The sequence below is a fragment of the Nitratireductor mangrovi genome (genome assembly GCF_007922615.2).
GTDB classification, from domain to species: Bacteria; Pseudomonadota; Alphaproteobacteria; order Rhizobiales; family Rhizobiaceae; genus Mangrovimarina; species Mangrovimarina mangrovi.
In genome coordinates this window covers 1,117,587-1,140,070 of the sequence record NZ_CP042301.2, presented here as the reverse complement: position 1 = coordinate 1,140,070, position 22,484 = coordinate 1,117,587, and the positions used below count along the sequence as shown (strand labels likewise).

General features: G+C 65.0%; 31 protein-coding genes. 20 read left to right on the top strand and 11 right to left on the bottom strand.

What is annotated here, in order from left to right; all coding sequences use genetic code 11:
- Positions 1-76: 76 nt before the first annotated feature.
- Entirely contained in the window at positions 77-763 is a 687-nt protein-coding gene (locus tag FQ775_RS05560; RefSeq protein ID WP_146298431.1) for a hypothetical protein, read from the top strand.
- 141 nt (positions 764-904) lie between these two features.
- Here the strand turns inward: FQ775_RS05560 and FQ775_RS05555 are convergent, their stop codons facing one another.
- Positions 905-1,297 (bottom strand): SEL1-like repeat protein, encoded by a 393-nt coding sequence (locus FQ775_RS05555; RefSeq protein ID WP_146298430.1) that lies wholly within the window; start codon positions 1,295-1,297, stop codon positions 905-907.
- Between the two features lie 147 nt (positions 1,298-1,444).
- Positions 1,445-2,356: an alpha/beta fold hydrolase gene (locus FQ775_RS05550; RefSeq protein WP_146298429.1), complete on the bottom strand. Its 912-nt coding sequence runs from the start codon at positions 2,354-2,356 to the stop codon at positions 1,445-1,447.
- A gap of 48 nt (positions 2,357-2,404) precedes the next feature.
- On the opposite strand from FQ775_RS05550, the gene FQ775_RS05545 reads away from it, so the two are divergent.
- Positions 2,405-2,857 (top strand): MarR family winged helix-turn-helix transcriptional regulator, encoded by a 453-nt coding sequence (locus tag FQ775_RS05545; protein ID WP_146298428.1) that lies wholly within the window; start codon positions 2,405-2,407, stop codon positions 2,855-2,857.
- 12 nt (positions 2,858-2,869) lie between these two features.
- Here FQ775_RS05545 and FQ775_RS05540 read toward each other — a convergent pair whose 3' ends face one another.
- On the bottom strand, positions 2,870-3,691 hold the full coding sequence (locus tag FQ775_RS05540; RefSeq protein WP_146298427.1) for an AraC family transcriptional regulator: 822 nt from the start codon (positions 3,689-3,691) through the stop codon (positions 2,870-2,872).
- A 112-nt stretch (positions 3,692-3,803) separates the two neighbouring features.
- Between FQ775_RS05540 and FQ775_RS05535 the strand changes: the two genes are divergently transcribed.
- A complete protein-coding gene (locus tag FQ775_RS05535) occupies positions 3,804-5,006 on the top strand; it encodes an MFS transporter (RefSeq protein WP_146298426.1) in 1,203 nt (400 codons plus the stop codon).
- Here FQ775_RS05535 and FQ775_RS05530 read toward each other — a convergent pair.
- From FQ775_RS05530 to FQ775_RS05520, 3 genes are read right to left on the bottom strand one after another with little or no spacing between them, the layout of a single operon-like run.
- The gene (locus FQ775_RS05530) at positions 4,990-5,232 is read right to left on the bottom strand and encodes a GDCCVxC domain-containing (seleno)protein (protein ID WP_146298425.1); all 243 of its coding nucleotides are present in this window, start codon (positions 5,230-5,232) and stop codon (positions 4,990-4,992) included. The two genes, FQ775_RS05535 and FQ775_RS05530, sit on opposite strands and share 17 nt — an antisense overlap.
- 1 nt (position 5,233) lies before the next feature.
- Positions 5,234-5,512: a cation transporter gene (locus FQ775_RS05525; protein WP_146298424.1), complete on the bottom strand. Its 279-nt coding sequence runs from the start codon at positions 5,510-5,512 to the stop codon at positions 5,234-5,236.
- A gap of 12 nt (positions 5,513-5,524) precedes the next feature.
- Complete coding sequence (locus FQ775_RS05520; protein ID WP_246730271.1) at positions 5,525-5,929, bottom strand: mercuric transporter MerT family protein; 405 nt, start codon at positions 5,927-5,929, stop codon at positions 5,525-5,527.
- 49 nt (positions 5,930-5,978) lie between these two features.
- On the opposite strand from FQ775_RS05520, the gene FQ775_RS05515 reads away from it, so the two are divergent.
- Together FQ775_RS05515 and FQ775_RS05510 are read left to right on the top strand one after the other, a co-directional pair.
- A complete protein-coding gene (locus tag FQ775_RS05515) occupies positions 5,979-6,401 on the top strand; it encodes a MerR family transcriptional regulator (RefSeq protein ID WP_349291500.1) in 423 nt (140 codons plus the stop codon).
- A gap of 49 nt (positions 6,402-6,450) precedes the next feature.
- On the top strand, positions 6,451-6,786 hold the full coding sequence (locus tag FQ775_RS05510; protein ID WP_146298422.1) for an SH3 domain-containing protein: 336 nt from the start codon (positions 6,451-6,453) through the stop codon (positions 6,784-6,786).
- Between the two features lie 3 nt (positions 6,787-6,789).
- Here FQ775_RS05510 and FQ775_RS05505 read toward each other — a convergent pair whose 3' ends face one another.
- Positions 6,790-7,134: a gamma-butyrobetaine hydroxylase family protein gene (locus tag FQ775_RS05505; RefSeq protein WP_146298421.1), complete on the bottom strand. Its 345-nt coding sequence runs from the start codon at positions 7,132-7,134 to the stop codon at positions 6,790-6,792.
- Between the two features lie 208 nt (positions 7,135-7,342).
- Between FQ775_RS05505 and moaA the strand changes: the two genes are divergently transcribed.
- The 14 genes from moaA to FQ775_RS05435 all read left to right on the top strand — a co-directional run bounded on the left by moaA (position 7,343) and on the right by FQ775_RS05435 (position 18,383).
- Complete coding sequence (gene moaA / locus FQ775_RS05500) at positions 7,343-8,353, top strand: GTP 3',8-cyclase MoaA (protein ID WP_146298420.1); 1,011 nt, start codon at positions 7,343-7,345, stop codon at positions 8,351-8,353.
- A gap of 27 nt (positions 8,354-8,380) precedes the next feature.
- On the top strand, positions 8,381-8,857 hold the full coding sequence (locus FQ775_RS05495; RefSeq protein ID WP_146298419.1) for a hypothetical protein: 477 nt from the start codon (positions 8,381-8,383) through the stop codon (positions 8,855-8,857).
- A 105-nt stretch (positions 8,858-8,962) separates the two neighbouring features.
- Positions 8,963-9,319: a hypothetical protein gene (locus FQ775_RS05490; protein WP_146298418.1), complete on the top strand. Its 357-nt coding sequence runs from the start codon at positions 8,963-8,965 to the stop codon at positions 9,317-9,319.
- A 126-nt stretch (positions 9,320-9,445) separates the two neighbouring features.
- On the top strand, positions 9,446-10,366 hold the full coding sequence (locus FQ775_RS05485) for a DMT family transporter (RefSeq protein ID WP_146298417.1): 921 nt from the start codon (positions 9,446-9,448) through the stop codon (positions 10,364-10,366).
- Positions 10,367-10,394: 28 nt separating this feature from the next.
- Positions 10,395-11,603 (top strand): multidrug effflux MFS transporter, encoded by a 1,209-nt coding sequence (locus FQ775_RS05480; protein WP_146298416.1) that lies wholly within the window; start codon positions 10,395-10,397, stop codon positions 11,601-11,603.
- Between the two features lies 1 nt (position 11,604).
- A complete protein-coding gene (gene mobA / locus FQ775_RS05475) occupies positions 11,605-12,231 on the top strand; it encodes a molybdenum cofactor guanylyltransferase MobA (RefSeq protein ID WP_146298415.1) in 627 nt (208 codons plus the stop codon).
- Positions 12,228-12,749, top strand: coding sequence for a molybdopterin-guanine dinucleotide biosynthesis protein B (gene mobB, locus FQ775_RS05470; protein WP_146298414.1), 522 nt, complete (start codon positions 12,228-12,230; stop codon positions 12,747-12,749). Before mobA ends, mobB begins: the two co-directional genes overlap by 4 nt.
- Positions 12,750-12,899: 150 nt before the next feature.
- Entirely contained in the window at positions 12,900-13,685 is a 786-nt protein-coding gene (locus FQ775_RS05465) for an ABC transporter substrate-binding protein (RefSeq protein ID WP_146298413.1), read from the top strand.
- 86 nt (positions 13,686-13,771) lie between these two features.
- Positions 13,772-14,485, top strand: coding sequence for an ABC transporter permease (locus tag FQ775_RS05460; RefSeq protein WP_146298412.1), 714 nt, complete (start codon positions 13,772-13,774; stop codon positions 14,483-14,485).
- Positions 14,482-15,309: an ABC transporter permease gene (locus tag FQ775_RS05455; RefSeq protein ID WP_246730270.1), complete on the top strand. Its 828-nt coding sequence runs from the start codon at positions 14,482-14,484 to the stop codon at positions 15,307-15,309. Before FQ775_RS05460 ends, FQ775_RS05455 begins: the two co-directional genes overlap by 4 nt.
- A 44-nt stretch (positions 15,310-15,353) precedes the next feature.
- A complete protein-coding gene (locus FQ775_RS05450) occupies positions 15,354-16,223 on the top strand; it encodes an NAD(P)-dependent oxidoreductase (RefSeq protein WP_146298411.1) in 870 nt (289 codons plus the stop codon).
- Positions 16,224-16,264: 41 nt separating this feature from the next.
- The gene (locus FQ775_RS05445) at positions 16,265-17,068 is read left to right on the top strand and encodes a DUF1444 domain-containing protein (protein ID WP_146298410.1); all 804 of its coding nucleotides are present in this window, start codon (positions 16,265-16,267) and stop codon (positions 17,066-17,068) included.
- Between the two features lie 9 nt (positions 17,069-17,077).
- Positions 17,078-17,794: a DNA alkylation repair protein gene (locus FQ775_RS05440; protein WP_146298409.1), complete on the top strand. Its 717-nt coding sequence runs from the start codon at positions 17,078-17,080 to the stop codon at positions 17,792-17,794.
- Positions 17,795-17,825: 31 nt separating this feature from the next.
- Entirely contained in the window at positions 17,826-18,383 is a 558-nt protein-coding gene (locus FQ775_RS05435; protein WP_246730269.1) for a DUF3299 domain-containing protein, read from the top strand.
- A gap of 16 nt (positions 18,384-18,399) precedes the next feature.
- Here FQ775_RS05435 and FQ775_RS05430 read toward each other — a convergent pair whose 3' ends face one another.
- The 4 genes from FQ775_RS05430 to FQ775_RS05415 all read right to left on the bottom strand — a co-directional run bounded on the left by FQ775_RS05430 (position 18,400) and on the right by FQ775_RS05415 (position 20,883).
- Positions 18,400-18,888, bottom strand: a complete 489-nt coding sequence (locus tag FQ775_RS05430) for an Lrp/AsnC family transcriptional regulator (RefSeq protein WP_146298408.1) — start codon at positions 18,886-18,888, stop codon at positions 18,400-18,402.
- A 76-nt stretch (positions 18,889-18,964) separates the two neighbouring features.
- Positions 18,965-19,627: a uracil-DNA glycosylase family protein gene (locus FQ775_RS05425; protein WP_146298407.1), complete on the bottom strand. Its 663-nt coding sequence runs from the start codon at positions 19,625-19,627 to the stop codon at positions 18,965-18,967.
- Positions 19,627-20,238 carry a glutathione S-transferase gene (locus FQ775_RS05420; RefSeq protein WP_146298406.1) on the bottom strand — a complete coding sequence of 204 codons (612 nt, stop codon included), beginning with the start codon at positions 20,236-20,238 and terminating at the stop codon, positions 19,627-19,629. Before FQ775_RS05420 ends, FQ775_RS05425 begins: the two co-directional genes overlap by 1 nt.
- Before the next feature lie 36 nt (positions 20,239-20,274).
- Positions 20,275-20,883, bottom strand: coding sequence for a thermonuclease family protein (locus FQ775_RS05415; protein ID WP_146298405.1), 609 nt, complete (start codon positions 20,881-20,883; stop codon positions 20,275-20,277).
- Positions 20,884-20,956: 73 nt separating this feature from the next.
- Between FQ775_RS05415 and FQ775_RS05410 the strand changes: the two genes are divergently transcribed.
- Entirely contained in the window at positions 20,957-22,477 is a 1,521-nt protein-coding gene (locus FQ775_RS05410; protein WP_146298404.1) for a sensor histidine kinase, read from the top strand.
- Positions 22,478-22,484 lie beyond the last annotated feature (7 nt).

Here is a 22,484-nt window from a genome sequence, read left to right as displayed (position 1 = left end):
AAAACGTGATCGTGAGGTCGCTGTTGCACTAGATCGCCTTCGTGGCGCAGGCAGAGTCGCACTTATCGGAGGAGCGTTGCGCGAGCTTCATTTCCTCCCGCCTGCACAGTTCACTTCTGATTTGGACTTCGTAGTGGAGGTTCAAGACGCCGCAGCGTTCAAACAAGTTATTTCCCATTACGATGCTCGACCAAACAAGTTTGGCGGCTATGGACTAAAATTCCATGGTGGCATTAGAATCGATTTTTGGAGCGCTCAAGAGACGTGGGCTAATGTCGAAGGACATAAGAATGTATCTCGCTTGGAAGATGTAGTCGAAACGACTTTCTTTAACGTTGACGCTATTCTTTATGTGCTTGGCGAGAACCGTCTTGTAGCGAAAGAGGGAACGCGAGAAGCGCTGAACGAACGATTCCTCGATGTAAATTTGCTTCCCAATCCCAATCCCGCTGGTGCCGCTATTCGTGCAATCCGGAAATTAGTCGTGCATCATATGAGGGCGTCCGGCTCTCTACTCAATTTTATCGCAGAGCAGATCGACACCAACGGATGGCAACATCTTTCCAATCTCGATGCTAAGGCCTATCCCCACCGCCCATTGCTGAGACACGTCTGCAATCGCAGTTCTTGGTCCGGCGAATCTTTCGTCCGATACGCTCGGGCCAATGGCGATCAGCTTCTTACCTCGAAGCAACTCGAGTTTGAGTTCCGCAGAGAGACTCCGCCCCATTTCTCGGCTCGGCCTCTAGACGAACGGTCCTAGTGGAGAGTCTTCCTCAGGGACAACACTGACTGGGCGGGGCTACGAACCCGTTGATAGAAGGAGGCCGGCCTGCCGCACGAGCCGGGCAAGCCGAAGGGCTGAGCCTTTCGAGAGACCCGACGCGGGCCGCCGCCTTTCTGGTCACATGCAGTCGAGATAATTGGTCTCGATGCACAGCCGCGCTTGCGCGGTGGCTTCTGCGACTTCCGAGTCCGACAGTTGCTTGAAGGCGTTGCGGCGGCCGAAAATTGCTCCCGAACTGCCGTTCATCACGGCGATGTCATACCAGACATGCGCCTTGGCGAAGTCTTGCGGTACGCCCATGCCGTTGGCATAGCTTCGCCCCATCTCCACTCGCGCATCGAGGTGGCCGTGCGTTGCGGCTGAACGAAACAGTTCGAAGGCGCCGGTGAGATCGCCACGCTCGCGCAGTTCCTGTGCCCTGGCAAAATCGTCCTGAGGACCGGCAAGTGCCACGGTCGCGAGCAGCACCGCCGCCAGGCAACCAGCCCAGAGAGTCCGTATCGTTTGCATGAGCGCGCCTCCGGCCAAGCCGGCAGCGAAACGGATTTCATGCCCCAAGTCCAGTCGCAGGCTACGTGGGGCAAGCCTTGATCTCGCAGATGGCCGGTAACGAGGGGGCCGGGCGAACGTCCCTGCCCCCTCGCAACGCCATGCAGGCTAATTCACTAGCGCCGGTGCGCGTTCGCCGGCGACGAAGTTGGTCAATTCTTCAATCACGCCCGGCGCGGCGAGGATGCGCCGGTGGCCGAGGCCGGGCGCCCAGACGAGGCGGATATGCGGCCCCGCCTTCTCGTAGGCCCAGGCATTGGCGGCCGGGACCTCCTTGTCCTCCGGCGCGTGGATGACCAGCGTCGGCACCTCGAACTCGGCAAGCTGCAGCGAGCCGACGAAATCCTCCAGCGGCCGTCCGGTCAGCGTCTCGACATGGTTGACGAGCACCGTCTGGCTGCGCGGCCCGAGTTCGAGCATGCGGCCGAATTCGGCGAAAAAGGTCGGCATCGAGTTCGGCGCCGAGATCAGCACCAGCCGCTCGGCCGGCAGCGGCGGCACACCCTGGATCGAGCCGACGACGGCATTGACCGCGACGGCGCCGCCGAAGGAATGGCCAATCACGGCGTCGAAGGGGCCGAACCATTCGGCCGCCATGCCGGCGGCCTCGACGGCGTTGGCCATGTTGAGCCGGCGTCCGGACGACTTGCCGTGGCCCGGCAGGTCGATGGCGATGACACGCGCGCCTTCGCGCCTGAGCGCGTCGATGACGGCAACCATGTGGTCGGTGCGCGAGCGCCAGCCATGGATGACGAGCACGGTGCGGCGGCGCTCGGTGCCGGCGGGCGGGCGGAAATCATAGGCGGCGATGCAGCCGGTCGGCGTGGTGAGCCGGTGCAGCCGGGCCTCGGCCATCAAGGGTGCGGCCTGCGCCAGCGCCCTCGCCTCCTTGTCCGACACCTTGTCGGGATGGGGCGTGCGGCAGAACAGTTCGAAGGCGAGGCGGCCGGCGAGGCGGGGCGCGAGATGATCTGTGAGGCGGAAGGCGGAGCGGATGACAGTCAGGGGAAATGATGCCATGGTGGGTCACCGTGAAATTAGTTCAATGATGAACATATTAGTTCAAGAATGAACAAAAAACAAGACCTGCCGTGGGACAACCCGCGCTTTCGCAACTGGATCGCCGTGGTGCGGGCCGAAAAGGCCGTGATCCGCGCGCTTTCCAAGGCGCTGGCGCCGCTCGATCTGAAGATCGCGCAGCTCGACATGCTGATGAACCTCTACCGCCATCCAGGCCAGTCGCAGCACGACCTGGCGCGCCGGCTCCTGGTCGGGCGCTCCAACATCACCATGCTGTTGCCGCAGCTCGAATCACAGGGGCTGGTGCGGCGCGAGAGCGATGCCTCCGACAAGCGCGTCATGCGGCTTTTCCTGACGCCGGAGGGCGAAAAGCTGCTTCTGGAGGCGCTCGCCGTCTACACCGAACTCATCGACAAGGTGATGGCGCAGTCCTCGCCGCGCGAATGCGACCTGATGGGCGAGCAGATGCGGCGCATCGTCGACACGCTCGCCGACAAATAACCTGCCTTTCGCTCACTCCGCCGCCAGGTTGGCCGACAGATAGCTGCGCGGCGGCGAACCCAGCATGCGGCGGAACATGGTGGTGAAGGCGGCGACGCTTTCATAGCCGAGGTCAAGCGCCACATTGGTCACCGCCTCGCCCGCGGCGAGCTTCGGCAAGGCGGCGAAAAGGCTCGCCTGCTGGCGCCACAAGGAGAGGCTGACCCCTGTCTCGCGCTGAAAGCGGCGGGTGAAGGTGCGCCGGCTCATGCCGAGCCTGCCGGCCCAGCCGTCGATGGTGACGTCGGGGCGCGGTGCTGCGAGATAGTCGCGGCAGAGCGCCGCCATGCGCTCGTCTGCCGGGAACGGCAGGCCGAGCGGCATTTCGGCGAGCCTCGGAATCTCGTGCAGCACGAGGTCGAGGATCAGCGCGGCGCGCGCGTCCGCCGGCGCCTCGAAGTCCAGCGAAGCCGCCTCGGTCAAAAGTCCGCGCATCAGCGGCGTCATGGCGACGACGCGCAGGTCGCGCGGCAGGCCGTCGAGCGCCTGAGGCTTCACATAGGCCGACAGCATGCTGACCCCGCCGAGCATGTCGACGGCATGCATGATCCCGGCCGGGATCCAGATGGCGTGGCCGGCCGGCACCATCCAGTGGCCGAGACCGGTCTTGACCAGCACCACACCGGAGCGCGCATGCAGGAGCTGCGCGCGGCCGTGGCGATGCGCCTTCACGGCATAGGCATTCGGATAGTCGTTGGCATGCACGATGACGGCGCCGCCGGCCGCCTCCAGCCAGGCGTGGCGCAGTTCGCGCAGCCGCGCCGTTTCCGTCGAATCGCGCTCGAATCTGGTCATCGTATATGGCCCACTTGCAAAACAACTCGACCAGATCAGCAAAGAAGGTCATTTGCAAGCGGCGTATAAGCGTGCCTCGCGGGCTCCAGCCCGCGCGCCGATGGAGCCCGCATTGACCGATACCACCGCCCAGTCAGCACCGATCTCGCAGGAACGCACGGTCTACGCCGTGCTCCTGGCGGTCAGCTTCTGCCACCTGCTCAACGACGTCATGCAGTCGCTGCTGGCGGCGATCTACCCGATGCTGAAGGCCGATTACGGGCTCGACTTCTGGCAGATCGGGCTTCTGACCATGACCTTCCAGGTCACCGCGTCGCTGCTGCAGCCGGCGGTCGGCATGACCACCGACAGGCGCCCGATGCCCTACTCGCTGCCTTTCGGCATGGGCTCGACGATGTTCGGGCTGATCCTGCTCGCCACCGCCGCGACCTACCCGCTGTTGCTGTTGGGCGCGGCGTTCGTCGGCATCGGCTCGGCCGTGTTCCACCCCGAATCCTCGCGGGTGGCGCGCTTCGCCTCGGGCGGACGTTACGGCATGGCGCAGGCGCTGTTCCAGGTCGGCGGCAATGTCGGCACCGCGATCGGACCACTGCTCGCCGCCTTCATCGTGGTGCCGCGCGGCCAGGGCTCGGTTGCCTGGTTCTCGCTCGCCGCGCTCGCCGGCATGATCATCCTGTGGCGGGTCGGCGGCTGGTATTCGGCCTATCGCCGCCGTGCCGCAAGCCGCCCGGCGCCAACTGCGAGCCTCGACCTCACCAGAGGCAAGGTGGCCTTCACGCTTGCCATCCTGGTCATGCTGGTCTTTTCCAAGCATGTCTACCTGGCCTCGATCAGCAGCTACTACACCTTCTTCGTTATCGAGCGCTTCGGGGTGACGGTGCAGGAATCGCAGATCCTCCTGTTCATCTTCCTCGGCGCGGCCGCTGCCGGCACCATCCTCGGCGGGCCGATCGGCGACCGCTTCGGCTCCAAGACGGTAATCTGGTTCTCGATCCTCGGCGTGCTGCCGTTCACGCTGGCCCTGCCCTATTCGAGTTATGCCTGGACGCCGGTGCTGACGATCATGATCGGGCTGATCCTGTCCTCCGCCTTCCCGCAGATCGTCGTCTTCGCGCAGGAACTGTTGCCGGGCCGGGTCGGCATGGTGGCGGGGCTGTTCTTCGGCTTCGCCTTCGGGCTTGGCGGGCTCGGCGCGGCCGTGCTCGGCGTCGTCGCCGACGCGAAAGGCATCGACTTCGTCTACCAGGTCTGCTCCTACCTGCCGCTGCTGGGCCTGTTGACGATCTTCCTGCCCAATCTCACGACGCGCCGCTAGCAGGCGGCGTATCGGGAGCACAGCAGGCCGCGGCGCCGGCCTCCTGCACCGGCGGGCACGGCACCGTGCCGTAAGAGCAGAAGACACAGCAATCGCCGGCCAGCGGCCTCAGCAGTTCGCCGCAGCCGCTGCATTCGTGGAAGAACATGCAGGCGTCGACCGGCATTTCGCAGGTCTCGCGAATGCCGCAACGCGGGCAGGTCAGCGTCGAACGGAGCGCGACCACGTCACCGCCTCGCCCGCGCCGGATAGCCGGCGTCGGTGGCGGCCGCCGACAGCGCGTCGAGATCGGCAGTCGTGTCGTCGTAAACGACGGTGGCGGTGCGTTCGTCGAGCGAGACCGCAACATTGGCCACACCCTCGACCCTCAGGAGCGCCTCCCGCACGATATAGGGGCAAGTTGCGCAATACATGTTTTCGACCTCGAGCACCGCGGTCCGTTCGGCGGCGACCGCCGGGAGGGTCACGGCCAGTAGTGCCGGCACGACCAGAGAACGCAACAGCATCAAAACCTCCTTTCAAAGCCCAAGCAGAGCAGGCGCGACGATGTCGAAGCCGATCGCGGCGGCGACGAGGACGAGCGCAGCGCCAAGCGCGATGCTCATGAATGTCCGCGACAGCGGTCGCGCGCAGGCTCCGTCGGTGGCGCAGGCCGACGCCCGGTCACGGCGCATGCGCCAGTAGCCGTAGCCGATCGACAACGCCGCGACGCCCAGGAACAGCGGCTGATAGGGCGCCAGCGCCGTCAGCGTGCCGATCCAGGCGCCACCTATGCCGAGCCCGAACAGCACCAGCGGCACGATGCAGCAGGCTGTTGCTGCCATGCCGCCCGACAGCGCCCCGATGACGGCCAGAAACGGGCCCGGCGGCGTCTCCGTCGCGGCGGTTTGCGGAATGTCGCGATGCACATGGTTGCTCGACATGAAGCAACGGTACATGCTGTAGCGACTACAGAAACAAGGGGTTTGTAACGTGGCAGAGATCACGGAATCGCGAGCGGTCGGCATGGCGATCGGCCGCCTGTCGCGCCGCACCGGCGTGAACATCGAAACGATCCGCTATTACGAGCGCGTCGGCCTCCTCGATGCCCCGCCGCGGACGGCGGCCGGGCGCCGGGTCTATGACGACAGCCACCGACGGACGCTGGCCTTCATCCGCCGCGGGCGCGAACTGGGCTTCGGCATCGCCGACATCCGCGCCATGCTGGCGCTGGCATCGCCCGAGGAAGCAAGCTGCGCCGAGGTGGAGCGCATCGCGCAGGCACATCTTGACGAGGTCCGCGCCAAGCTCGCCGACCTTTCGCGGCTGGAGCGCATCCTTTCCGACACGGTCGGCCGCTGCGCAAGTGAGGAATCAGCCGCCTGCCCGGTGCTCGACATGCTCGAGGCTGGCTGAGCTACCACATGCCGGCTCCGGGGCCCGCGTTTCAGACGGAGACAACGCCATGATGACAGGATTGCGTGCCGCGATGGCGGCGTCCGCCCTTTGCCTGCTGGCCACCGCCCTGCCCGCCCAGGCCACGTCCGGGCCCGGATGCTACCAGGTCGTCAATGTCGAGAGCTGGGACGTGCTCAACGTGCGCAGCCGGGCCTCGGCGAGCGCCTCGATCGTGGAGATGCTGCGGCCAGGCAACCACGGCATCATCGCCGGCGACGGCCCCTGCACGCCCTCGCACCGGCCGCTGCCGAGCCGCTGGTGCCGCATCACCCATTATGACGGCGACCGCGTCGTGTCGGGCTGGGCGAAGCGCCGCTACCTGGCGCCGAGCGACTGTCCGTGAGGGTCAGCGCCTGAGCCGCTTTTCCTCCAACTCGTCGAGATAGGCCTGCCAACGCGCCTGCTTCTCGCGGCCCAGCGTGCGCAGATAGGTCCAGGTGAAGATGCCGGTGTCGTGACCATCGTCGAAGATGATGCGCACGGCATAATTGCCGACCGGCTCGATGCGGCTGATGGCGACGTCCCGCTTGCCGGCGACGGTGATGCGCTGCTCGGGCGAATGGCCCTGCACCTCGGCCGACGGCGACAGCACGCGCAGCATTTCCGCCGGAAGCTCGTGGGCCTCGTCCGCGAAGCGGACCGTCAAAAGCCGGCGGTCCTTCGCAACGCGCAATTCCTTCGGGGCGGACATTTTTTGGCACTTTCTCCGTCGCGGCGGGCCGAGTGCCCTCGTCCGCCTGGTTGGGTTCACGGCCTCTTGAAGGCATTCCGTTGGAACTGTTTCGACCCAGCGATATATTGCGTCAGATACAGCGGAAATGCTACCAGCGTTGATATCGGGCCGGTGCCGCCACCATATGCGACACACAAGCCCCGAATGCCAGCAACAGGACCGGGAAATGACGGCCACCGCCAGCTCCATGATCGATCCTTTCGGACGCGCGATCGAATATCTGCGCGTCTCGGTGACCGACCGCTGCGATTTCCGCTGCACCTATTGCATGGCGGAGGACATGACGTTCCTGCCCAAGAAGGACCTGCTGTCGCTTGAGGAACTCGACCGGCTGTGCACCGCCTTCATCGAAAAGGGCGTGAAAAAGCTGAGGCTGACCGGCGGCGAGCCCCTGGTGCGCAAGAACATCATGCATCTGGTACGCGAACTGTCACGGCACCTGAAGAGCGGCGCGCTCGACGAACTGACGCTCACCACCAACGGCTCGCAGCTTGCCCGCTTCGCCGGCGAACTGGCCGATTGCGGGGTGAAGCGCATCAATGTCTCGCTCGATACGCTCGATCCCGACAAGTTCCGGCAGATCACCCGCTGGGGCCATTTCGGCCGCGTGATGGAGGGGCTGGAAGCGGCCGAGCGTGCCGGGCTCAAGGTCAAGATCAATGCCGTCGCCCTCAAAGGCTTCAACGACGCCGAAATCCCGGACATGCTACGCTGGGCGCATGGCCGCGGCATGGACCTGACGCTGATCGAGACCATGCCGATGGGCGAGATCGATGCCGACCGCACCGACCAGTATCTGCCGCTGTCACTGATGCGTTCCATGCTGGAGCGCGAGTTCACGCTGACCGACATCCCCTTCAAGACCGGCGGGCCGGCGCGATATGTCGAGGTTGGCGAAACCGGCGGCCGGCTCGGCTTCATCACCCCGATGACGCATAATTTCTGCGAAAGCTGCAACCGGGTGCGGCTGACCTGCACCGGCACGCTCTACATGTGCCTCGGCCAGGAGGACGCCGCCGACCTGCGCGCGCCGCTGCGCGCCTCGGAGGGCAACGAGTTGCTGGCGCAGGCGATCGACGAAGCGATCGGCCGCAAGCCCAAGGGCCATGACTTCATCATCGACCGGCGCACGCAGCGCCCGTCGGTATCGCGCCACATGAGCGTCACCGGAGGCTGACGCCTGGGCCTGGGAGGAGGACCGGCCATGACCATGCGTTTCCTGTTTTCAGTCATGGCGGGCCTCGTCGTCGCGGCGCCGGCGCTGGCCGACACGCTGACCTACAAGAATTCGCGCTTCGGCACCTCGATCACCTTCCCGGCCGAGATCTTCCGTCAGGCGATGGAACCGCCGGAGAACGGCGACGGCATGACATGGCTTTCCGACGACGGCGCCAGCCTGGCCATCTACGCTTTCAACAACGCGCTGATGCAGACGCCGGAGGAATTCGCCGACACGGCGAGCGAGCCCGCCGGGCGCGAGGGTTTCGAGGTGACCTACCGGCGCGTCAAGGACAATTGGGTGGTGCTGTCGGGTTATGTCGAGGGCGACATCTTCTATGACCGCTTCGAGTTCGGCGCCAACGACGTGATCCACGCCATGCTGCTGCGCTTCCCGACCGACCTGAAGCCGAAATACGAACCCTACATCGCCGACATGGGCAAGAGCCTCAAGGGGCCGTAGCCGCGTTCGCCCGCGCGCGATCGCACGCCGCACCAATTTACGCCGTACGCGGCTTCGGATAGGCTGCCGGCGCGGTCCGATCCCGGATCGCGGGGATCTTCCGACATGAAAAACATCATCGCCTCGGCCCTGGCGCTGGCCTTCACCTGCGCGCCGCTTCATGCCCAGTCGATCGGCGGCAGCTACTCCGCCGAAGGCACCAATCTCGACGGCTCGCCCTACGAGGGTTCGGTCGAGATCTCGCTGACCAGCGAGACGACCTGCGAGATCGTCTGGGAGACCGGCTCCACCACCGCAGGCGGCATCTGCAGCCGCAACGGCGACGCTTTCGCCGCCGCCTACGTCATGGGCGACATCTTCGGCCTGGTCATCTACAAGGTGTTGCCGGACGGCAGCCTCAACGGGCTTTGGACCATCGCCGGACAGGAAGGCGTCGGCACGGAAGTCCTGACGCCCGAATAAGGCGCGCCGTCGGCATCCGCCTGAAGACAGCCTCGGCCTCGTCCGCGCGCTGGCATAGTCGTTTGCGGTTGCGATTCCGGGAACTGTTGCTACATCCGGGCCAGTTTTCTTGCGGAAGCCACGCCCTTGCCCCTCTCTCCCAATCTGCGCGGCGCGCTTTTCATGGTCATCGCCATGGCCGGCTTCACTTTGAACGACGCCGTGGTGAAGGCGGTCAGCGCCGACATGAACATGGGCCAGATCATGCTGGTGCGTGGCGTATTCGCGACCGCGATGGTCGCGCTTCTTGCCTGGCACAGCGGCGCGCTGCGCGAGTTGCGCGGCGCGCTGTCGCCGATGGTGCTGCTGCGGGTGGCGGGCGAAGTCGGCGCGACGGTCTCCTTCCTCACCGCGCTCGCGCAACTGCCGCTCGCCAACGTCTCGGCGATCCTGCAGGCGCTGCCGCTGGCAGTGACCATGGGCGCCGCGCTGGTCCTTGCCGAGCCGGTCGGCTGGCGACGCTGGACAGCGATCACGGCCGGCTTCGTCGGCGTGCTGATCATCATCCGGCCCGGGCTGGAAGGCTTCGAGGCGCTGTCGCTGCTGGCACTGCTGGCGGTCTTCTTCTGCGCCGTGCGCGACCTGGCCACCAAGCGCATCGACCAGTCGGTGCCGACCTTGCTCGTCTCGACCTTCAGCGCGCTCGCCGTCACCATCGTCGGCGCCTTCCTGTTTGCGCCGATGGGCGGCTGGCAGCCGCTCGACACGGAAAACGTGCTGCTTCTCGCCGGCGCGGCAGTGCTGGTGCTGATCGGCTACCACTGCATCATTCTTTCGATGCGCACCGGCGAGGTCTCCTTCATCGCGCCCTACCGGTACACTGCGCTGCTGTGGGCGATCCTGCTCGGCTACCTCGTCTTTGGCGAGGTGCCCGACGCGCTAATGATCCTCGGCGCCTCCTTCGTCGTCGGCTCCGGCCTGTTCACGCTCTACCGCGAACAGATCCGCGGGCGTCGGCTGCCCGCCGCCGAAAGCACCAGCCCGGCCATGGGACCGGACGGGCTGTGAGGGGTTGCTCCGTGCGAAAGGCCGCGCCATGACCGACCGGCGCCAGGCCGTGCGTTCGCCGCACATCGTCACGCTGGTCATCGCGACCGCGACCGGCGCGCTGGCGATGAACATCTTCCTGCCGTCGCTGCCGACGATCGCCAGGCACTTTTCCGCCGACTACGCGGTGGTGCAACTGCTGGTGTCGCTCTACCTGGCGGCGACGGCCATCCTGCAGCTTTTCATCGGTCCCGCCTCCGACCGTTTCGGCCGCCGGCCAGTGATGCTGACCTGCTTCGTCATCTTCATCGTCGGAACGATTGCCGCACTTTATGCGCCGACCATCGAGATCCTGCTTGTCTGCCGCCTGCTTCAGGCCTTTTCGGCTGCCGGCATGGTGCTGTCGCGCGCCATCGTTCGCGACACGGTGAGCGCCACGGAAGCGGCCAGCAAGATCGCCTATGTGGTGATGGGGATGTCGCTGGTGCCGATGATCGGCCCGGTGATCGGCGGTTATCTCGACGAATGGTATGGCTGGCAGTCAACCTTCGTGCTCACCCTCGTCTTCGGCATCGTCGCCTTCGGTATCGTCTATTTCGACCTCAACGAGACCAACCAGCAGCCTTCGCCGAGCTTCCTGGCGCAGTTCCGCGCCTATCCGGAACTGCTACGGTCGCGGCGCTTCTGGGCCTACGCACTGACCGCCGCCTTCACTTCCGGCGCCTTCTTCGCCTTTCTGGGGGGCGGGCCCTACGTGTCGACCGAGATGCTGGATCTGCGTCCGTCCGAGTACGGGCTCTATTTCATGCTGATCTCGGTCGGCTACATGGCCGGCAACTTTACCTCCGGGCGCCTGTCGAGCCGTATCGGCATCAACCGCATGATGCTTGCCGGCAACCTCATCTCGACCGGCGGCATGTGCATATCGATCGTGCTGTTCGCCGCAGGCTACGTGCACCCGGCATCCCTGTTCGGGCCGGCGACACTGGTCGGCGTCGGCAACGGCGTCGCGCTTCCCAACGCCAATGCCGGCATCGTCAGCGTACGGCCGCACCTGGCTGGGTCGGCCTCGGGCCTCGGCGGCGCCATGCAGATCGGCGGCGGCGCCGCGCTCGCGGTCGTGGCCGGCGCGCTGCTGTCTGCCGAAAGCGGCGCCGCACCCTTGCTGTGGGTGATGATGCTTTCCTCGGCCGCCGCGGTTCTCGCCACGCTTTACGGCGTCTCGATCGACCGCCGCGAAGGCCCGCTGGTGACATAGAATGGCAGACGGCGTCGCAGGTCTCGTTCTGGCCGGTGGGCGTTCGCAACGCATGGGCGGCGCCGACAAGGCGTTCCTCGAACTTGGCGGTCAAACGCTGGTCGCGCGCGCCACAGCGCGCCTGAGACCGCAGGTGGCGAAGACGGCAATCAGTTCCAACGCCGACCCGTCCCTTTTCGCCGATTTGAAGCGGCCCGTGCTTGCGGACTTTATACCCGGCCATCGCGGCCCGCTCGCCGGGCTTCACACCGGCCTGGTCTGGGCCGCGAACGAAGGATTCGATAGCCTGGCGAGCGTGGCCACCGACACGCCGTTCTTTCCGCAAGACCTGGTGGCGCGCATGGCGACTGCACGGCAAAGCGCGGGAGCGTCCATCGTGCTCGCCGCCTCGGGCGGCCAGTTGCATCCGGTCTTCGGCCTCTGGCGCACTGAGCTTGCCGACGAACTTGCGGACTTCTTGTCGAAAGCCGACGATCTCAGCGTCGCTGCCTTCTGTGCCCGGCATGAGACGGCAGCGCTCGAGTTCGCTGAACTGGAAACGGCCGCCGGAAAGATCGATCCGTTCTTCAACGTCAACACGCCGGACGATCTCGACGAGGTGCGGCGTCTTGCGAGAGAGACGCAATGACGGCACAGCGCGTATTCGGCATCACCGGCTGGAAGAATTCCGGCAAGACGGCGCTGACCACCGCGCTGGTCAGCGAGTTCCGGCGCCGCGGCTACACGGTCTCGACGGTCAAGCACGCGCACCATGAGTTCGACATCGATCACGAAGGCACCGATTCCTTTCGCCATCGCCAGGCCGGCGCCGGCGAGGTGGCGATCGTTTCCGGCCGGCGCTGGGCGCTGATGCACGAGCTGGAAGGCGAAAACGAGCCGTCGCTCGACGACGTCCTGGCACGGCTGTCGCCCTGCGATCTGGTGCTGGTGGAAGGCTACAAGCGCGACGCCCATCCGAAGATCGAGACACGGCGGCTCGAAGCGCGCAGCCGCGAGCCGCTGACCGCGATATCGCCCAACGTCGTCGCGGTCGCGAGCGACCACCCGATCGATAACGAGAACGTGCCGGTGTTCGCGCTCGACGACATCCGGGCCATTGCCGACTTCATCGAAAGCGCGTGCGGCCTCGCCAGAGCCCGAAGCTGATCGCGACCAGGCCCGCGAAGGCATGTCCTTTGCGGTTGCATTTCCCGCAACAACAATGGGAGTATCGGGTTTCGGCGCGCGTTTCGGCGCCCGCCCAACATCGCGGGCGGCGCGGGGGCGCAAGCCAGCCAATAAACAGAGAGGAACAACATGCGTATTCACCAGCGTCTGGCGATCACCGCTTCGGCCGCCTTCCTTGCCCTTTCCCTCGGCGCGGCACATGCCCAGGACATGATGAAGCTCAAGATCGGCACAGAGGGCGCCTATCCTCCGTTCAACAATCTCGAGGCCGACGGCTCGCTGGTCGGGTTCGACATCGACATCGCCAAGGCGCTCTGCGAGGAGATGAAGGCCGACTGCGAATTCGTCACGCAGGACTGGGACGGCATCATCCCGGCACTTCAGGCCGGCAAGTTCGACGCCATCATCGCGTCCATGTCGATCACCGACGAGCGCAAGGAAAAGGTCGACTTCAGCGAAAAGTACTACAACACGCCGCCGGCGATCGCCGTGCCCAAGGACAGCGACATCACCGAAGCGACGGACGCGGCACTCGCCGGCAAGGCGCTGGGCGCGCAATCCTCGACCACGCACTCCAACTATGCCGAGGAAAAGCTGCCGTCGACCGACCTGAAGCTTTATCCGACGCCTGACGAATACAAGCTCGACATCGCCAACGGCCGTATCGACGCCGTGATCGACGACGTCATCGTGCTTTCGGAATGGCTGAAGACCGACGACGGCGCCTGCTGCAAGATCCTGTCGACGCTGACGCCGGACCCGGTGATCAACGGCGAAGGCGCCGGCATCGCGGTGCGCAAGGGCGAAACCGAGCTGGCCGACAAGTTCTCGGCCGCCATCAAGGCGATCCGCGAGAACGGAAAATACAAGGAAATCAACGACAAGTACTTTGACGTTGATGTCTATGGCGGCTGACGCCGAATGAAGGCCGGGGCCGGACGGGCTAACCTGCCCGGCCCCTCTCTCCGCCGGGGCACCGGTGGGGGCAGGCCGACGGTCTCATGGACACATACCTGACACTTCTGAGCTTCGGCGACCAGGGCTGGGGCGACGAAATCGCCCTCGGCGTCGTCACCACGGTAACGCTGGCGCTCGCCACCCTGCCGGTCGGACTCTTCGTCGGTTTCCTGATCGCGCTCGCCAAGCAGAGCGAGGAATGGACGTTCCGGCTGGCGGCCGACATCTACACGACCATCTTTCGCGGCCTGCCGGAATTGCTGACGCTGTTCCTGGTCTATTTCGGCCTGCAGATCGGCTTCCAGCAGGTCTTTCGCGCCGTCGGCATCGAGACCGGCATCGAGATCAACGCCTTCCTGGCCGGCGTCATCGCGCTGGCCTTCGTGTTTTCCGCCTTCGCCAGCGAGGTGTTCCTGTCGGCGTTCCGGGCCATTCCGCGCGGCCAGTATGAAGGCGGCTACGCGCTCGGCCTGCATCATGGCAAGGTGATGCAGCTGGTGGTGCTGCCGCAGCTGATCCGCATCGCGCTCCCGGGCCTCTCCAATCTGTGGATGATCCTGCTGAAGGACACTGCTCTGGTCTCGGCGATCGGCCTCACCGACATATTGCGCCAGACAGGGGTGGCGGCGCGCAACACCAAGGAAGCCTTCCTGTTCTTCGGGCTGGCGGCACTGCTTTACCTGGTGCTGGCGCTGATTTCCTCCGTAGTGCTCGGCCGCATCGAGGCGGCAGCCAAACGCGGCGAGGCGGCCCGGTGAGCGCGCTCGACAGCATCGCAGACACCGTGCGGCCGCCCGCCCCGGCGCGTCCATGGACACCGGCGCGCATCGCCGGCAACGTTACCCTCGCCTTCTGGCTGATCGCCGGCGTGCTGCTTGCCTGGTACCTGGTTCTGGCGTGGGCGCCGGAGAAGGTCGCCAAATACGGGCCGAGCTACATTTCCGGCCTGCTCGTTACGCTGCAACTGGTCGGCATCTCGATCCTGATCGGCGCCGTCCTTTCAATTCCCGTCGCGATCGGGCGCATGTCGACAAATCCGGTCCTGAGCCGGCTTGCCTTCGCCTATGTCTACGTGTTTCGCGGCACGCCGCTGATCGCGCAGCTGTTCCTGATCTATTACGGGCTTGGCTCGTTCCGGCCGCAGTTGGAGGCCGTCGGCCTCTGGGCCTTCTTCCGCGAGGCCTGGAACTGCGCCGTCTTCGCTTTCGCGCTCAACACCGCCGCCTATCAGGCGGAGATCCTGCGCGGCGCCATCGAAAGCGTGCCGAAAGGACAATGGGAGGGTGCCGCGGCCCTCGGCCTCGGACGGTTCCAGACCATGTACAAGGTCATCCTGCCGCAAGCGATGATCGTGGCGCTCAGGCCCTACGGCAACGAGATCATCCTGATGATCAAGGGCTCGGCGATCGTGGCGCTTGCCACCGTCTACGACCTGATGGGCGAGACGCGCCGCGCCTATTCGCGCACCTACGATTTCCAGACCTATATCTGGGCGGCGATCTTCTACCTCGTCATCGTGGAAACCTTGCGCAATATCTGGAACCTGATCGAAAACCGCCTCACCCGGCATCTGAAGCGCTGACGCGCGGCAGGCCGGGAAGCGCAACCGAAAGAATGGAGGGCCGCATGGCCAAAGTCGCATTTCTGGGTCTCGGCGTGATGGGTTACCCGATGGCCGGGCACTTGAAGAACAAGGGCGGCCACGAGGTGACTGTCTATAACCGGACCGCCGAAAAGGCTGCGAAATGGGTCGAGGAGCATGGCGGCGGCCTTGCCTCGACGCCGGCGGCTGCGGCCGAAGGCCAGGACTTCGTCTTTTCATGTGTCGGCAACGACGACGATCTGCGCTCGGTCACGCTGGGAGAGGACGGCGCCTTCGCCACCATGAAAAAGGGCGCGGTCTTCATCGACAACACGACGGCTTCGGCCGAGGTCGCGCGCGAACTCGACGCGGCGGCGAAGGCTGGCGGCTTCGGCTTCCTCGACGCGCCTGTTTCCGGCGGACAAGCCGGCGCGGAAAACGGCGTCCTGACCGTGATGGTCGGCGGCGAGCAGGCAACCTTCGACAAGGCGAAGCCGGTGATCGACGCGTATGCCCGCATGGTCGGGCTGATGGGACCGGCGGGCGCCGGCCAGCTGACCAAGATGATCAACCAGATCTGCATCGCCGGGCTGGTGCAGGGACTGGCCGAGGGCATCCATTTCGGCAAGAAGGCCGGCCTCGACATCGACAACGTCATCGACGTCATCTCCAAGGGCGCGGCCGGCTCCTGGCAGATGGAAAACCGCCACAAGACCATGAACGCCGGCAAATACGATTTCGGCTTCGCGGTCGACTGGATGCGCAAGGACCTCGGCATCTGCCTGGCCGAGGCCGACCGCAACGGCGCCAAACTGCCGGTGACCGCGCTTGTCGACCAGTTCTACAAGGACGTGCAGGCGATGGGCGGCAGGCGCTGGGACACCTCCTCGCTCCTGGCGCGGCTGGAGAAGTAGGCAGGCGCAAGAACGCTTGGGAGCGACCTATTTTCAGGTTCTTGAGATCGCGGAAACGAACCGACGCTCAGTATGGCGAAGCCTACGCCGCACTGCTGTGTAGCAAGCGTCCGGACTTTCTGGTCACCAAAACCGGCCAACTCGCGTTGGCGGTTCTTACTGCCGGCGGGTTCCGGCATGACGTCTCCCTGAGAGATGCCTACGCGGACTATCTCCGGCTAGATATCTCGCTAAAGGATTCAATCACCCATCATGCGTCCGCTGTGGTCGCGGCTATCGATGCCAATCGGGCAAACTTCACCCTGAGCCTTGACGACATCCTGCCGGTCGTCCGCAGTCACGACTACGTCCGTGGGCTTCAGGACCTATTCCAAAAGCAAGGAATCGCCCTGGACCTGATCTGTGATGAAATCGCTGACCCGTTCGTTCTTCTGTTTTGCCAACACAAAGACGAGAATATGACCCTGCTGGGCTCCGAGTATCTGGGAAACGCCAAGATCGAAACTCTACGAGCCCTCAGCGTGAACAATCTTCGCCGCGCGTTCCCTACCGCCAAACATTTAAGGTCAGAGGATGGCCTCTATTTTGTAGCGGCTCGGGGAACTTTCGAGAGCAGCTTTCTCGTTGACAACGAGTTCTGGAGAGAAGTTACAGAACAATCCGGCGGAGATATCATTGCGATCGCTCCGGCACGTGGAACCGTCTTGTTCAGCGCCAGCGACACGACCGAGATTCGCGCGTACCTCCGTCGCCTTGCGAAACACATGTACGAGACTGAAAGCCATCCAATCGCCGACTCACTTCTTGTTCGGCAAGGGCATGTCTGGGTCACCGCAACAGATTGAGGATATCCGATGAGCGCCCTAGCTCCCGAGTCATCCGCCAGCGAGGTCATCGCCCATCTGAAGACGCTCGCCTCGGCCGACAACCGCGAGGGCATGAAGCGCTACGGCATCAAGACCGACCGCGCGCTCGGGATTTCGCACGGGGTTCAGCGCGATATCGCCAAAAAGATCAAGCGCAACCACGTCCGCGCCTTCGAACTCTGGGCGAGCGGCATCACCGAGGCGCAGTTCATCGCCGCGCGCAGCGCCGACCCGAAGCTGTTCACCGCCGCTGACGCAAGGCGCTGGGCGTCGGAATTCGATTCCTGGGATATCGTCGACGGCGTCGCCGACCTGTTCGTCGACACCGAGCCTTGGAGAGAGCTGATTGCGGAATTTGCCGAAGACGAGCGCGAGTTCGTGCGCCGCACCGCCTTCGCGATGATGGCGTGGGCTGTGGTGCACCGCAAGAAGGAGCCGGAGGAGACGTTTCTGGGCTTCCTCCCGCTGATCGAAAAACACGCGACCGACCCCCGCAATTTCGTCAAGAAGGGTGTCAGCTGGGCGCTGCGGTCGATCGGCAAGCGCTCCCCCGCGCTGAACGAGGCCGCGCTCGCGCTGGCGCAGCGGCTTGCCGACCGCGACGACCGTACCGCGCGCTGGATCGGCAAGGACGCGGTCAAGGAACTGACGGTGGAAAAGACGTTGGCACGGTTCGAAAGGAAGAAGGCGGCCGGAGCGCGTTGACGGCGGAGGCCGACGGCGTTCAAATGCGGCCATGTTCACCACCCTCCCCAGCATGCGAGCGCGAATTGCCGCGGTCGCGGTCACGATCTCCCTCGCCGTCGGCAGCGCTGGCGCGGCCGAAACGCTGCCGATCGGCTGGAACGATCTGCGCGCCGACATCAGCGGCGAACCGGCGGTCCCGGGCCAACAGGCCGAGCCCGGCAAGCATCTTGCGCAGGACCTTCGCGGCCGCGCGGTCGAGATTTCCGGCTACATGCTGCCGGTCGACCGCGAAGGCGACCTCGTCTACGAATTCATGCTGGTGCCGGCCAAGGGCAGTTGCAGCCACAGGGTGCCGGCGGCCAATCAGGTCGTGCATGTGTTTCCGAAGGAACCGTGGCGGGCACGCGGCATCTACGAACCGGTCTCGGTGACCGGGCATCTCAGGCTCGGGCTGTCGCAGACCCAGCTCTTCGTGCTCGACGGGGTCGCGGTGGTCGAATCCGGCTACCGGGTCGGACAAGCGAAAATCGCCCGCCTTGCCGAAGGGCCTGATGCGCCACCGGCCACGGGCGGCCGCAACCCGTGGAAGCGGCTTCAGCGGCAGTAGGCGTAGCGCAGTCCGCTCAGGCGGCGCTGGCGCTTTCCTTGTCGAGCACCATGTAGTCGAGCGGCAGCTGCGTCGTGTATTTGATCTGCTCCATCGCGAAGGCGGACGAGACGTCGCGGATCTCGATCTTCGAGATCAGCTTCTTGTAGAAGACGTCATAGGCGGCGATGTCCGGAACCACGACCCGGATCAGATAATCGACGTCGCCGCTCATGCGGTAGAACTCGACCACCTCCGGAAACTCCTGCACCACTTCCGAAAAACGCTTCAGCCATTCATGGCTGTGGGAACTGGTGCGGATCGAGATGAAGACATTGACGCGGGTGTTGACCCTGACCGGATCGAGGATGGCGACGCGGCGCTTGATGACGCCCTCCTCCTCCAGCTTCTGAATGCGCCGCCAGCACGGCGTCGTCGACAGGCCGACCTTCTTGGCGACATCGGCCACGGCCAATGTGGAATCCTCCTGGAGGAGGCGCAGGATTTTCTTGTCGAGACGGTCCATGACAGCACCCGTGAGAAATTTTTGCCGAATCTACGCCTCATCGCGCAAAGGACAAGAAATCTTTTCTCCCAGACGCTTAATTTCCGTAGCCGGTGTTCTCTCGCACCTGGCGCAGCCGGTCGGAAATTTCCCGTCTCAGCACCGGCAGCAATTCGGCCTCGAACCAGGGATGCCGCTTGAGCCAGCCGGTGTTGCGCCATGACGGGTGCGGCAAGGGCAGGATTTTTGGATGACCGCTCCCGGAAAACGTTTCCCGCCAGGCCGCAACCGTCTCGGTCAGCGATTTGTTGCGGCGCGGGCCGAGATGCCAGTCCTGGGCGTATTTGCCGATCGCCAGCAACAGCCCCGCCTGCGGCATGCGTGCGATGAGTTCGGCGCGCCAGGCCGGCGCGCATTCGCGTCGCGGCGGCAGGTCGGAGCCTTTGTCATTATAGCCCGGAAAACAGAAACCCATGGGCACGATGGCGAACAGTTCCGGATCGTAGAACTCCTCCCGCGTGACGCCGAGCCAGTCGCGCAGCCGATCGCCTGAACGGTCGTCGAACGGCAAACCCGACTCATGAACACGCAAGCCCGGCGCCTGGCCGGCGATCAGCACCGGGGCCGTCGACGACGCGACGACCACCGGGCGCGGCTCATGCGGCAAAGGCCTGCCTGCCGGCGTGTCGCGGCAGATGCGGCAGGCGCGGATTTTCCGCGTCAGTTCCTCGAGCGTTCCGGCGCCGTCGTCTTGCGTCATCACGCCTTGGCGCTGGGGCGGGCGGCGACGGCGGCGTACCAGCGCCTGACATTGGCCAGCTTCTCCGGCATCTCGATGCGGGCCGGCTTCATGAAATCGACGCCGATCATGCCGGTGATGTCGGCGATCGAAAACGTGTCGCCGGCCACGAATTCGCGTGTCGCGAGCTCGCGGTCGAGGATTTCCAGGAACTGGACCGCACGCGGCTTGTTGACCTCGCCCCATTCCGGCAATTGCGGAACCTCCCATTCCTTCATCGCCGGGTGGATATGGCGGAAAGCCTGGCTGACGCAGAGCATGAAGTTGAGCTCCATGCGCCGCTGCCACATCTCGACCTGCGCCTTGCCGACGGCCCCGCGGCCGAACAGAGCCGGCTCGGGATGAAGCTCCTCGAAATAGCGGCAGATCGCGACGGATTCCGTCAGGATCGTTCCGTCGTCGAGTTCGAGCACCGGCAGCCTTTGCAGCGGATTGCGTACCGTAACGTCAGCGCCGCGATGACCCATAGCGTTCATGTCGATCGGCACCAGCGGCACCTCTATGCCCTTTTCGGCCAGGAACATCCGCACGCGCCGGGGATTGGGCGCCCGCCCGCCGTCGAACAATTTCACGTCGTTCCTCCCGAATAACCGTCTCGAACCTGCCGCTCAGCGTGCACCAAACAGCGCCGTCACCCAAGCCCACAAGCGCGTGAAGAGACCGACCCCGTCGTCTGTAGCGTCACCATGCATGGCGCGCCAGTCACGCGGTTGGTCGAATTCGCCAGCCCAGATGCCGCGGCCGGCGGCGCGGGCCTCGGCCTCGGCATCCTCATAGCCGCCATACGCAACGGCCCAACCGTCCGCCACCTGGGAGCGGTTGAGGTCGGTTTCGCCCGCCATGCAATAGGCCAGGAGCCGCCCGAAGCGGTCGCGCTCGCCGCCGCTACAGACAACCTTTCCCGCATTCACAAGGCGCCGAAGCGCCTCCCGCGACTGCCGGCCGCAGGCATAATCGCCGCCGGCGCGTCGACAGGATTGCGCGAGTTCCGGTGCGTCGATGTCCTTCAGCCGCACACGGTCGCCGCCGATGGTGAGCGAATCCCCGTCATTGACGACCGCCGACCCGGCGAGCTCGACACTGGCAAAGCGTTCCAGTCGCCCCGCAACCATGAGCAGCAGACCGAGGATGGCGGCGGCCAGCAACGCATCCAGGAGCCAGCGAAAAGGGCTGCGGCTGGTGCTTGGCGGGCGGCGTCGGAACGAAATGCGGCTCATCCCCGGAAGGGTCTCTTAACCATTCGGAAGTAATTCTTCCCCGTTGATCCTCAACAGGAATTTCACCGGTCCGATGGCGCCCCGACCCTCGAAAACGGCGGACAAGAACATTGTGGACCGCACCCGGGCGCGCCGCAACGCCGATGTCGCCCGCACGGTGAAGGAGACGCGCGACCGGCTCTCACAGCAACCCGGCAATCCCGCTTTCGACCGCGAGATGCTGAAGCTGCACGCCGGTGCGCTGACGGCGAGCGCGGCGGTGCTGCCGCTTCTGGCCTTCGCCGTCGCTGTAGGCGGGCTCTTCATCGGCATGGGGGCGGCGGTGGCACTTTGGGCGGCCGTGACAGCGCTGTCCTATGTCGGCCTTTTCATCTATGCCCGCCATGTCAGGCACACCGACGCCGCCGACATCGATATCGGCGCCATCCATCTCCGCTTCCTCATCGCCCATGCGGCCACGGGACTGTGCTGGGCCTGGTTCGCCACGCTCGGCTGCGAACCCTGCCAGATCGAACAGTTTCCGATCATGAAGGCGGTGATCCTGCTGATCGCGGTGGCGGCAACCGCGATCCTTGCGCATGCGCTGCGCGGTTCGCTGCTCGCCACCTTCGCGCTGCCGGTCCTCGCCTATGTCGGCTTCGCCGCCAATCTCTGGCAGCCGGTCGAGGCGGCGATGGCCGGGCTGCTCGCCGCCTCCCTGCCCTTCTTCAGCTTCGTCTCCGGCCATCTTCACCGTTCGGCGGTGATGCTCCTGTCGTTCCGCACCGAAAAGGACGGGCTGATCGCCGAACTGGAAACGGCAAAATCGATCTCCGACGAAGCGCGCCGGCGCGCCGAGGAAGCCAATCTCGCCAAATCGCGCTTCCTGGCCTCGATGAGCCACGAATTGCGCACGCCGCTCAACGCCATCCTCGGCTTCTCAGAGGTGATGGCGGAGGAGGTGCTTGGGCCGCTGGAAAACCAGACCTATCGCGACTATGCGCGCAGCATCCACGATTCGGGCAACCATCTCCTGACGCTGATCAACGAGATCCTCGACATCTCGCGCATCGAGGCCGGCCGCTACAAGCTCAAGGAGGAGCCGGTCGACATCGCGCACACGGTGGAGGAATGCTGCAACCTGGTCGAGCTCAAGGCCCGCAACAAGGACTTGCGGCTGATACGCGAGTTCGAGCCCGACCTGCCACAGCTTTATGCCGACGAGCGCGCGGTCAGGCAGATCGCCCTCAACCTGCTTTCCAACGCCATCAAGTTCGCGCCCACCGGCAGCGAAATCAGGGTACGCGCCGGATGGACCACCGGCGGCGGGCAATATGTCTCGGTCAAGGACAACGGTCCCGGCATTCCGGCGGAGGAGATCCCGGTCGTGCTGTCGGCCTTCGGGCAAGGCTCGATCGCCATCAAGAGCGCCGAACAGGGGACCGGGCTCGGCCTGCCGATCGTGCAGGGGCTGCTCGACATCCATGGCGGGCGTTTTGAGCTGCGCTCCAAGCTGCGCGAGGGCACCGAGGCGATCGCCATCTTCCCGACCACGCGCGTGATGCCGTCGCTGCCGGGCGACGGCGCACGCCGCAAGACCTCGAGCGCGGCCTGACGGCAGC

Excerpts from the sequence above, each read along its gene's own strand:
- FQ775_RS05490 (WP_146298418.1), top strand. The coding sequence starts at position 8,963 with ATGAAAAACATCATCGCCTCGGCCCTGGCGCTGGCCTTCACCTGCGCG.
- FQ775_RS05495 (WP_146298419.1), top strand. The coding sequence starts at position 8,381 with ATGACCATGCGTTTCCTGTTTTCAGTCATGGCGGGCCTCGTCGTCGCG.
- FQ775_RS05510 (WP_146298422.1), top strand. The coding sequence starts at position 6,451 with ATGATGACAGGATTGCGTGCCGCGATGGCGGCGTCCGCCCTTTGCCTG.
- FQ775_RS05555 (WP_146298430.1), bottom strand. The coding sequence starts at position 1,297 with ATGCAAACGATACGGACTCTCTGGGCTGGTTGCCTGGCGGCGGTGCTG.
- FQ775_RS05525 (WP_146298424.1), bottom strand. The coding sequence starts at position 5,512 with ATGCTGTTGCGTTCTCTGGTCGTGCCGGCACTACTGGCCGTGACCCTC.
- FQ775_RS05415 (WP_146298405.1), bottom strand. The coding sequence starts at position 20,883 with ATGAGCCGCATTTCGTTCCGACGCCGCCCGCCAAGCACCAGCCGCAGC.
- mobA (WP_146298415.1), top strand. The coding sequence starts at position 11,605 with ATGGCAGACGGCGTCGCAGGTCTCGTTCTGGCCGGTGGGCGTTCGCAA.
- moaA (WP_146298420.1), top strand. The coding sequence starts at position 7,343 with ATGACGGCCACCGCCAGCTCCATGATCGATCCTTTCGGACGCGCGATC.
- mobB (WP_146298414.1), top strand. The coding sequence starts at position 12,228 with ATGACGGCACAGCGCGTATTCGGCATCACCGGCTGGAAGAATTCCGGC.
- FQ775_RS05545 (WP_146298428.1), top strand. The coding sequence starts at position 2,405 with ATGAACAAAAAACAAGACCTGCCGTGGGACAACCCGCGCTTTCGCAAC.
- FQ775_RS05550 (WP_146298429.1), bottom strand. The coding sequence starts at position 2,356 with ATGGCATCATTTCCCCTGACTGTCATCCGCTCCGCCTTCCGCCTCACA.
- FQ775_RS05410 (WP_146298404.1), top strand. The coding sequence starts at position 20,957 with ATGGCGCCCCGACCCTCGAAAACGGCGGACAAGAACATTGTGGACCGC.
- FQ775_RS05460 (WP_146298412.1), top strand. The coding sequence starts at position 13,772 with ATGGACACATACCTGACACTTCTGAGCTTCGGCGACCAGGGCTGGGGC.
- FQ775_RS05465 (WP_146298413.1), top strand. The coding sequence starts at position 12,900 with ATGCGTATTCACCAGCGTCTGGCGATCACCGCTTCGGCCGCCTTCCTT.
- FQ775_RS05450 (WP_146298411.1), top strand. The coding sequence starts at position 15,354 with ATGGCCAAAGTCGCATTTCTGGGTCTCGGCGTGATGGGTTACCCGATG.
- FQ775_RS05440 (WP_146298409.1), top strand. The coding sequence starts at position 17,078 with ATGAGCGCCCTAGCTCCCGAGTCATCCGCCAGCGAGGTCATCGCCCAT.
- FQ775_RS05540 (WP_146298427.1), bottom strand. The coding sequence starts at position 3,691 with ATGACCAGATTCGAGCGCGATTCGACGGAAACGGCGCGGCTGCGCGAA.
- FQ775_RS05480 (WP_146298416.1), top strand. The coding sequence starts at position 10,395 with ATGACCGACCGGCGCCAGGCCGTGCGTTCGCCGCACATCGTCACGCTG.
- FQ775_RS05430 (WP_146298408.1), bottom strand. The coding sequence starts at position 18,888 with ATGGACCGTCTCGACAAGAAAATCCTGCGCCTCCTCCAGGAGGATTCC.
- FQ775_RS05425 (WP_146298407.1), bottom strand. The coding sequence starts at position 19,627 with ATGACGCAAGACGACGGCGCCGGAACGCTCGAGGAACTGACGCGGAAA.
- FQ775_RS05505 (WP_146298421.1), bottom strand. The coding sequence starts at position 7,134 with ATGTCCGCCCCGAAGGAATTGCGCGTTGCGAAGGACCGCCGGCTTTTG.
- FQ775_RS05435 (WP_246730269.1), top strand. The coding sequence starts at position 17,826 with ATGTTCACCACCCTCCCCAGCATGCGAGCGCGAATTGCCGCGGTCGCG.
- FQ775_RS05520 (WP_246730271.1), bottom strand. The coding sequence starts at position 5,929 with ATGTCGAGCAACCATGTGCATCGCGACATTCCGCAAACCGCCGCGACG.